Raw genomic sequence first — 8,444 nt, 5'->3', positions numbered from 1 at the left:
AGTTGCGCCGATGGTAGTGTGGGAGTTCCCATGTGAGAGTAGGTCATCGTCAGACACTTATTCAGAGAAAGCCCGAATCGAAAGATTCGGGCTTTTTCATTCAACGATTTTCGTTGGTGGCTATAGCTCAGTTGGTAGAGTCCCGGATTGTGATTCCGGTTGTCGCGGGTTCAAGTCCCGTTAGCCACCCCATCATTCAGACAAAGCCCCGTTCTAACGAACGGGGCTTTGTCGTATCTGGGCTATAAAACCTTGCCGCACTGCGGCTTAAGCTGCGCTAAGGGCCAGTTTTGTGGGGTATTGATAGCGACCACTTTCCTTGGTAACTGGATGCTGTTTTGAACGTTGCTGCAGCACGGATTTACTGTTGGTTACCGTTAACTGAACTATTTTCGATGGCAGTGCGCTCTGGCTCGCAATTGCCGCTAAATTTTTCGGTAGCTAACGCTATTCGTGATATAACGCGGAACACTTGTACGCCCAAATAGAATTCCATTGTAGGAGAGTCCCTTGAAGACCCCACTCGAGCAGTACCATCTAGTGACCCTGTTGCGTCAGCAGATGACCCAGATGGCTGAAGCGCCAGCGTTGCGTTTTCAAGAGAAAAACCGTTGGTTAGATGCCAGCTGGCAGCAGTTTAATCAGTTTGCTGACGGCATTTCTCGGGCACTGCTGGCGTTGGATATTGCAGTACAAGATAAATTGGCTATCTTTGCGCAAAACAGCGCTCAGTGGGCGATTGCGGATGTGGCATCCGCGCAGATCCGCGCGGTAACTGTGCCGATCTATGCCACTAATACTGCCGAACAAGCGGCCTACATCATCAATGACAGCGAAGCAAAAGTGCTGTTTATTGGCAGTGATGAACAGTACGACAAAACCCTGGAATTGCTGCCGTTGTGTCCATGTCTGCAACATCTGGTGCTGTTGGATGACGGCATTAGCAAGCGTGAGGCAGCCTTACCGACTCACCATTGGCAGGAGTTGTTGGATGGTGATCACCATGAATTGCATGGTCAGTTAGAGCAACGTATTGAAGACGTTCACTTGGATGACTTGTTTACCCTGATCTACACCTCTGGTACCACTGGCGAGCCAAAAGGGGTGATGCTGAGCCACCGTAACTTTGCCTCGGCGATCCGCCAGCACTGTGAATTTATTCCATTCCATCAGGGCGACGTATCACTGGCCTTTTTGCCGCTATCACATGTGTTCGAGCGCTGCTGGAGTCTGTACTGTCTAACCCAGGGCGGTACCGTGGCGTACTTGAACGATCCGGCTACCGTGCAGCAAGCGTTGGCTGAGATCCGCCCGCATGCAATGTGTTCGGTTCCGCGCTTGTTCGAGAAGATCTACTCAGCGGTGATGGACAAAGTCAGCAAGGCGCCAAGCAAGCGTCAGCAACTGTTCCATTGGGCATTACGTCAGGGTTACAAGCACTTCTTGAAAGACCAGAAGCAGATGCGCTTTGGTCCATACCGTACCTTTAAGTGGATTGTGGCTGATCGCATGGTGCTAGCTAAGATCCGTGCTCAGTTGGGTGGACGCCTGAAAGTGATGCCTTGCGGCGGTGCCGCGCTTGATCCGAAAGTGAATGAATTCTTCCAATCGGTTGGTTTGCCAGTGCTGTGTGGCTACGGCATGACCGAAACCGTTGCGACTATCACCGCCAGTCGTCCGGGTCACATTGGTATTGGTACTAACGGCACACCACTGCCTGATGTACAGGTGCGTTTGGCCGAGGAAGATGAGATCCAAGTGAAGGGCGATACCGTGATGCAGGGCTATTACAACCGCCCCGATGCCAACACCGAAGCCTTTACCGAAGATGGTTGGTTCCGTACCGGTGATTGTGGTCGTTTCGACGAAGAAGGCCGCCTGATCATTACCGATCGCATCAAAGAGTTGATGAAAACCTCTAATGGTAAATACATCGCACCGCAGCGGGTTGAAGGCATTGTTGCCCGAGATCCGCTGGTTGAGCAGATCGCCATTGTCGCGGATTCTCGTAACTATGTGTCGGCGTTGATTGTGCCAGCCTTCCAAGCGCTAGAGCACTGGGCTCGGGAAGCGGATATCCAGTACAACGACACCAAGGAGCTGTTGGAAAACTCCAAGGTTAAGGCGTTGTTTGAAGAGCGTTTAAAAGCGGTTCAAGGGGAACTGGCCAAGTACGAGCAAGTGAAGAAATTCACTCTGGTTAACCGAGAGTTCAGCCAGAAGATGGGCGAGATCACTCCGACCTTAAAGCTGCGCCGTAAGGTAATTAACCAGCGTTTCGCCGCTGAAATTGAAGCGATGTATAAGAAAGTGGTCAGTAACGATTAATCGTTGCTGCTGGCAAAAGGCTCCCTTGGGGAGCCTTTTTTGTTAGTTTCAAGCTCAATGACACAACAAGGAAAAGTCGATGTTTGAGCTTACTGTTGCCCCGCGATTTATGGAAACCGACGCTCTTGGCCACATCAATAACACCGTGGTGCCAGTGTGGTTTGAGGAGGGTCGTACCCCCATTTTTGAACTGTTTGTGCCGCAGTTGGACCTTAAGCGCTGGAATCTAATCCTTGCCAGCATTCAGGTCGATTTCAAAGGGCAGATCTATTATGGCCAACCGGTAACGGTGCTAACTCAAATCGCTAAGTTGGGTAACAGCTCATTTGAGGTGCTGCAGCAGGCGCTACAGCAGGATAAGGTGGTGGCTGAAGGCACAGCGGTGATGGTGCACTTTGACTATCAGCAGCAACGTTCGGCCGCGATCCCCGCTGCCATTCGCCAGCAACTTATTGACCATCAAGTGTAATGGTACTGAATTCGCGATGAACTGGATGTTTGCCGCTAAAACCTGATTGATCGCGGCGAATGAGCGCGGTTTGTAAGCCTACTTCCGCCGCGCTGTTGAGCTCTTCTAAATCGTCCGAGATAAACAGCACTTGTCGTGGCCGCAACGAGATGGTGTTGAGGATGTTCTTGTACGCTTGGGCGGTTTTTTTCTGCCCCATATTGGTATCAAAGTGGCCGTAGAACAGCGGGCTGAGATCGCCTTCGGTGCTGTAGCGAAATAGCAATTGTTGGGCATCGGCGGAACTGGAAGAGTAGCTGTAGAGCCGCTTGCCTTGAGCTTGCCACCGCTTAAGTTGGGCGGCCGCATCTGGATAGATATGGCCCTTAAAATCCCCTTGCAGATAGCCCTGTTGCCAGATTAATCCCTGTAGGGTCTTCAATGGCGTGGCTTTGTTATCGTCAGCAATCCATTGCTGCAGTAGCGTCGTTAGTTCGGCGTTGGTGGCCTGCGGCTGTTGGCTTAAGCGCCGCACATCTTGCAGGAGCGAGGCGACGGTAAAACGGCTTTGCTGGCCTTCGATAAAAGCGGGTAGTGCGGCGGCGGAGTACTGAAACAGCACCTCTTTGATAAATCCGAAATCGGTAGTAGTACCGGCGGTATCAACAATAATCGCTTGAATTCCCATCTGTTCCGTCCTTGCAATCCTGCTGTTATCAGCATAGCAGCGGTCTTTTGCTGGAATACTGAAGTTGCGCAATTTTTGCCAGCAAATTGGTTATTTTTGTTGAAAATACGGTCGCTCTGGCGAGGGGGATTTTCTATGCTGCAAGAGCCGACTTGTGGAGGACAGCGTCGATGTCGATTCAGCAGCAATTAAGCCAGTGGATGGAAACCTTTGGGGTAACTATCTCACCACAACACCCATTGATTGCGACCACCTTGATGGTCGGTCTGATTGTTTTGGCGTGGCTAAGCAACTTGGTTACCAAAGCGTTGTTCCAGCGGATTGCCCAGCGGTTGATGAAGCCATTGTTGGGGCGTTGGTTGGATGGGCTGGAGCGGCATCGATTGTTCGACAAATTGGCGCGATTGGTGCCGATCACCTTGCTGTCTTGGGGGACGCCGCTGTTGTTAGCGCCGTGGCCGAAGCTGTTGGCAGTGATCGATGAGGGGCTGCAGATCTGGCTGATCGCCATGTTTGTCAGCTTGGTATATGCGGTGATCGACAGCATTTATGATGCCGCACTTAAGCATCCGATGAGCCGCCGATTGCCGCTGCAAAGTATGTCGCAGTTGCTCAAACTGTTCTTGGCACTGGTGGCGATGATCTTGATTGTGTCAGTGCTGTTGCATCGTTCGCCGACCTACTTACTGTCAGGCTTAGGGGTTGCCACCGGTCTGTTGCTGTTGGTGTTTCGCGATACCATTTTGGGGTTTGTGGCCGGGATTCAACTGTCGATAAATCGGATGGTTAGCCCCGGCGATTGGATTCAAATGGACTCTTTCGGTGCCGATGGTGAAGTGCTGGAGGTGACGTTAACCACCGTTAAAGTGCAAAACTGGGATAAAACCATCACCATGATCCCCGCTTATGCGCTGGTGTCGAATGCCTTTCGCAATTGGCGTGGAATGTCCGAGAGTGGCGGCCGTCGAATCAAGCGGGCGGTCTATCTGGATCAACACAGCATTCGCTTTGTCGATAGTGATCTGTTGACCCAGTTACAGCGGATCAATCTGCTTAAAGTTTATCTGCAACGCAAACTGCCGGAGTTGGCCGAGGCCAATGCCAAGGTCGCCGACTTTGAGCACCTAGTGAATGGCCGCCGGATCACCAATGTTGGCTGCTTGCGCGCCTATCTTGTCGCTTATCTACAACAGAGCAGCAAGGTTCGCCAGGATCTGACGTTACTGGTACGGCAGCTTGCGCCCTCAGAACATGGGGTGCCGCTTGAGGTGTACTGTTTTTGCAATGACACCCGCTGGGTGGAATATGAGGCACTGCAAAGCGATCTGTTTGATCACCTACTGGCTATCTTGCCGCAGTTCGATCTGCGGGCGATGCAGTTACCTACCGGGGCTGATCTGCGCGCGTTGAATCTTCGCGGTAGTGGGGAATAGGTTGAGGAAAACGGCCGCGATATTGGCGGAAAAAGGCCAGTAGCTGAGCGATATCGGCGGCTTTGCTGAAGCCCGGAGTTAACGGTTGGCCGAGCACAATGCGGCGATGACGGAAGTCGAACGCCACCGGCAGGATCGGCACCCGCGCTTGCTGGGCAATATGATAAAAGCCGGTTTTCCAGCGCGTCACCGGGGCACGGGTTCCTTCTGGCGACAACGCCATCACGAACTGGGATTCTTGCTGGAACAACTCGGCGATGGTGGCAACCAGATTGTTGGCGTGGGTGCGCACCACTGGGCGGCCACCAAGGGCGCGAAATAGCCAGCCAAATGGCGGCCGAAACAGTTGGTGTTTACCAATAAAGCGTGCCGGTAACCGCAGATAGCCCTTGGCGATGATACCAATCACAAAGTCCCAGTTGCTGGTGTGGGGCGCGGCAATCACCACGTATTTATCGACTGCCGGCAGTTGCCCCTCGATGCGCCATCCGCTCAGTTTTAAGATGGCGCCGCACAGACGGCTGATCATCGCCACTGCCGCCGCTGATCAATGCTGGTGGTCTTGATGACCGTGGCTGTCCAGTTGCGGTTGATGATCATGCTCTGCACCGTGATTGTGCCCAAAAAACAACATCATTGAAGACAAAAATAGCACACCCACCGCGGCACCGATGTAGTGGCCACTGCTGAGCGCGGCATGGCTGTGGTGATGTTGATGGTCGTGATCATGCGAATGATGGTGTTCATGAGGACGATGCAGCAGCACATGCATGATTGAGCCGGTGACAAAGGCTTGCAGCCACAACAGCTGTTCGGCGGCAAATAGGTGTTCCAGTTCATGTTCAGCGACGTAGCCTACCACCGTCAGTAGCATCATCAGTCCCAGCACAATCGCTGCCACCATTCGCCCAAACGCCGGTCGCAGCAACCACCAGATCGCCAAACCTGCAGGTAGTCGGTGCAGTACCACCCCGAGCGCCAGCATGCCGTCGTTGTGGGCATTGGCCAGCGCAATCGCGCCGCCATCGGTGACGGTGTGTAGTAACAGTCCGGTTAACCCCAGCAGCAGGGTCAGGTTATGGGTAACCGCCGAGCTACGATGAAACAGCTTTTCCATCAGGGTCGGGCCGGCGATCCCCAACAACACAAACGGCAGCATCAACCAGCCTGCTTGTTGCCAAAGGTGCGGTAGGATATCAAACAACACCAATCCACCCAGCGCCACCAACACAAAGGCGGTGATGCCGTGCAGAAATCGCGGTCGTTGCCGCAGACCGTGGTAAAGCAGTGGGCCAAAGGCTAAAACCAATATGCTGGCAATTAAATAGTGCATCGGCTTACAGGTAATCCTTAGGGTCGAGGCGATAATCGTCCAGTTTTACCGCGCGGACAATTTTGTCGCGATTGTAGGGGCCGGCAAGATCGATCTGTTCGTGCATCACCCGCTCATTGGTGCGGACATTGTAGATAACCTTAACCATCGGCAACAGCGGATTACTATTGCTTTCCAAAACCAGTGCCAAGTGGCCACTGGCGAGTTCAACAAAACTGCCCGGCGGGTATAGCCCAACGCAGTGAATAAATTGCCGCAATAACTGCTCATCCAGATGATGTGGTGCCATTGAGGCGAGGATTTTAAGCGCTTGGATTGGCAGCATTCCCGGCCGGTATACCCGATCGGCCGTTAAGGCATCGTAGATATCGCAGATGGCGATCATCCGCCCATAATGGCTGATCTGATCCCCTTTCAGTCCCATCGGATAACCACTGCCATCCAATTTTTCATGGTGTTGGGCAGCCACTTCGCGGGCGATTGGGCTTAATCCTTCGGTTTGGTTCATGATCTCCCGGCTGTACATGGCGTGGGATTTCATAATCACGAACTCGGCATCAGACAGTTTGCCTGGCTTTTGCAAAACCTTGTCTGGCACCCGAATTTTGCCAACGTCGTGCAACAGTGCGCCAACGCACAAGTCGTGCAGCTGTTGGCCGCTGATCTGCAGGTGCTTGGCGAACATCACCATCAAGATGGTTACGCCGATGGAGTGTTCCAGCAGGTACTCATCTTTGTCGCGCAATAACCGTAAACAGCCCAAGGCATCGGCATTGCGAAAGATGCTATCGATAAAGGCTTCGGCGGTTTTATCTATCGCCTGCAGATCGATGCCATCACCATGGAGTAAATTTTCCATGGTGCGCTGCTGCAATTTACGCGCTTGGTTATAGAGTTTTTGCGCTCGCGGCAACTCTTCGCTGAAGTTGGCAGCATTGGTTTTGGTTACTGATGTCGCTTGCGATTGATTATTGGTACCGGGTTGGGGATGCAATGTCGCGGAAGAGCGGTCAAAATCGACCATCACCGAAGCAACCCCTTGCTGTTGTAACAGTCGCAATACCTGCGGGCTGCGAATTACCCCTTGCTGACGCACGCTCAATTGCGGGTGGCCAGGGATTTCGACGATATACATGCCAATGGTGAGTTGGCGCAGGGGAATGGTTTGGATCATCAATGCAAAGCGGGTTAAGCGGTTAGCTGTAGTAAACCTGAAAGCGCCGATTTTTACGTTGATGTCATCCAACAAAAAACAATATTAATTCTTGTGGGAGAGCAAGATGGATACCTTTTCCGCAGCAGTGATGCTGTTTTTGATTATGGATCCGCTGGGTAATCTGCCGATCTTTATGTCGGTGCTGCGCCATGTGGAACCGAAACGCCGGCGTGCGGTATTGGTTCGTGAGCTGGTGTTCGCGTTGGCGATCATGATGCTGTTTCTGTTTACCGGTGAAGCGATCTTAAACTTCCTTAACCTGCGCACCGAAAGTGTGTCGATCGCCGGTGGCATCATCCTGTTTTTGATCGCGATTAAGATGATATTCCCAAGCCCAGGGGGAACCTTAAATCACGACGCCGGCCAAGAGCCGTTTGTGGTGCCGTTAGCGATCCCACTGATTGCCGGGCCATCGGTGTTGGCGGCGTTATTACTGCTGTCGCATTCGGATCCGACCAGGATGACCGATTGGACTATCGCGTTGGTCGCGGCTTGGGCTGTCAGTAGCCTAATCTTGCTGTCGTCTGGTATTTGCCATCGGATCCTGGGTGAACGAGGTCTGATTGCCGTTGAACGCTTAATGGGGATGGTATTGGTGATGCTGTCGGTGCAGATGTTCCTCGATGGCGTGGCCGCTTACTTAAAGTAGTGCCCCCAGAAACAACAAGGCCGCGCCTCTTTTTGATAATGGGCGCGGCCTTGTGCATGGTGGAACTTACTCTGAGTTCGATTCCGGCTGTTGTTTGCTTTGCCAATTCCACGCCATGATGGCGAACACCCCAAACAGCAAAATGTCTTGATAACCCAGCCATGGCACCGGTTTACCTTGGCGCAGGCGGAAGCCGGCGCAGCAGGCGATGTGACCGATCACGGTAACTTGGAACAGCAGCACCGTCAGTTGATAGTACGGTGCTGGGAAATGCCAGATGGCGTTGATGCCGAAGATCAGCCACAGGCTGAACATCATGCACTTACTCAGGAAAAATAGGTTTTTCATC

The 8,444-nt window shown here is 52.7% G+C and carries 9 protein-coding genes and 1 tRNA gene; 5 read left to right on the top strand and 5 right to left on the bottom strand.

The features are described from left to right. The first annotated feature begins 116 nt into the window (after nt 1–116). The 3 genes from G506_RS0109290 to G506_RS0109280 all read left to right on the top strand — a co-directional run bounded on the left by G506_RS0109290 (nt 117) and on the right by G506_RS0109280 (nt 2,797). Nucleotides 117–192 (top strand) — tRNA-His (locus tag G506_RS0109290). Nucleotides 193–561: 369 nt separating this feature from the next. After that, complete coding sequence (locus tag G506_RS0109285; protein ID WP_051202027.1) at nt 562–2,328, top strand: AMP-dependent synthetase/ligase; 1,767 nt, start codon at nt 562–564, stop codon at nt 2,326–2,328. A 79-nt stretch (nt 2,329–2,407) separates the two neighbouring features. Further along, nucleotides 2,408–2,797, top strand: a complete 390-nt coding sequence (locus tag G506_RS0109280) for an acyl-CoA thioesterase (RefSeq protein WP_028116626.1) — start codon at nt 2,408–2,410, stop codon at nt 2,795–2,797. Here the strand turns inward: G506_RS0109280 and mtnC are convergent. After that, on the bottom strand, nt 2,778–3,464 hold the full coding sequence (mtnC, locus tag G506_RS0109275; RefSeq protein WP_028116625.1) for an acireductone synthase: 687 nt from the start codon (nt 3,462–3,464) through the stop codon (nt 2,778–2,780). The genes G506_RS0109280 and mtnC overlap by 20 nt on opposite strands. 170 nt (nt 3,465–3,634) lie before the next feature. On the opposite strand from mtnC, the gene G506_RS0109270 reads away from it, so the two are divergent. Next, nucleotides 3,635–4,897 (top strand): mechanosensitive ion channel family protein, encoded by a 1,263-nt coding sequence (locus G506_RS0109270; protein WP_035387198.1) that lies wholly within the window; start codon nt 3,635–3,637, stop codon nt 4,895–4,897. Here the strand turns inward: G506_RS0109270 and G506_RS0109265 are convergent. Genes G506_RS0109265 through G506_RS0109255 form a run of 3 tightly spaced genes read right to left on the bottom strand, consistent with a single transcriptional unit; the run spans nt 4,848 to nt 7,404 of the window. After that, the gene (locus tag G506_RS0109265) at nt 4,848–5,426 is read right to left on the bottom strand and encodes a lysophospholipid acyltransferase family protein (protein WP_028116623.1); all 579 of its coding nucleotides are present in this window, start codon (nt 5,424–5,426) and stop codon (nt 4,848–4,850) included. The two genes, G506_RS0109270 and G506_RS0109265, sit on opposite strands and share 50 nt — an antisense overlap. 18 nt (nt 5,427–5,444) lie before the next feature. Beyond that, nucleotides 5,445–6,230: a ZIP family metal transporter gene (locus G506_RS19350; protein WP_051202024.1), complete on the bottom strand. Its 786-nt coding sequence runs from the start codon at nt 6,228–6,230 to the stop codon at nt 5,445–5,447. A 4-nt stretch (nt 6,231–6,234) separates the two neighbouring features. Then, nucleotides 6,235–7,404: a cyclic di-GMP phosphodiesterase gene (locus tag G506_RS0109255; protein WP_028116622.1), complete on the bottom strand. Its 1,170-nt coding sequence runs from the start codon at nt 7,402–7,404 to the stop codon at nt 6,235–6,237. A gap of 106 nt (nt 7,405–7,510) precedes the next feature. On the opposite strand from G506_RS0109255, the gene G506_RS0109250 reads away from it, so the two are divergent. After that, nucleotides 7,511–8,095, top strand: coding sequence for a YhgN family NAAT transporter (locus G506_RS0109250; protein ID WP_028116621.1), 585 nt, complete (start codon nt 7,511–7,513; stop codon nt 8,093–8,095). A gap of 66 nt (nt 8,096–8,161) precedes the next feature. Here the strand turns inward: G506_RS0109250 and G506_RS0109245 are convergent, their stop codons facing one another. Next, a complete protein-coding gene (locus G506_RS0109245) occupies nt 8,162–8,443 on the bottom strand; it encodes a hypothetical protein (protein WP_156904856.1) in 282 nt (93 codons plus the stop codon). Between the last annotated feature and the right edge of the window lies 1 nt (nt 8,444).

This window comes from Ferrimonas senticii DSM 18821 (assembly GCF_000422665.1).
Lineage (GTDB): Bacteria > Pseudomonadota > Gammaproteobacteria > Enterobacterales > Shewanellaceae > Ferrimonas > Ferrimonas senticii.
Note: the sequence above shows the minus strand (reverse complement) of the source record. Positions and strands in the feature narration are given on the sequence as shown.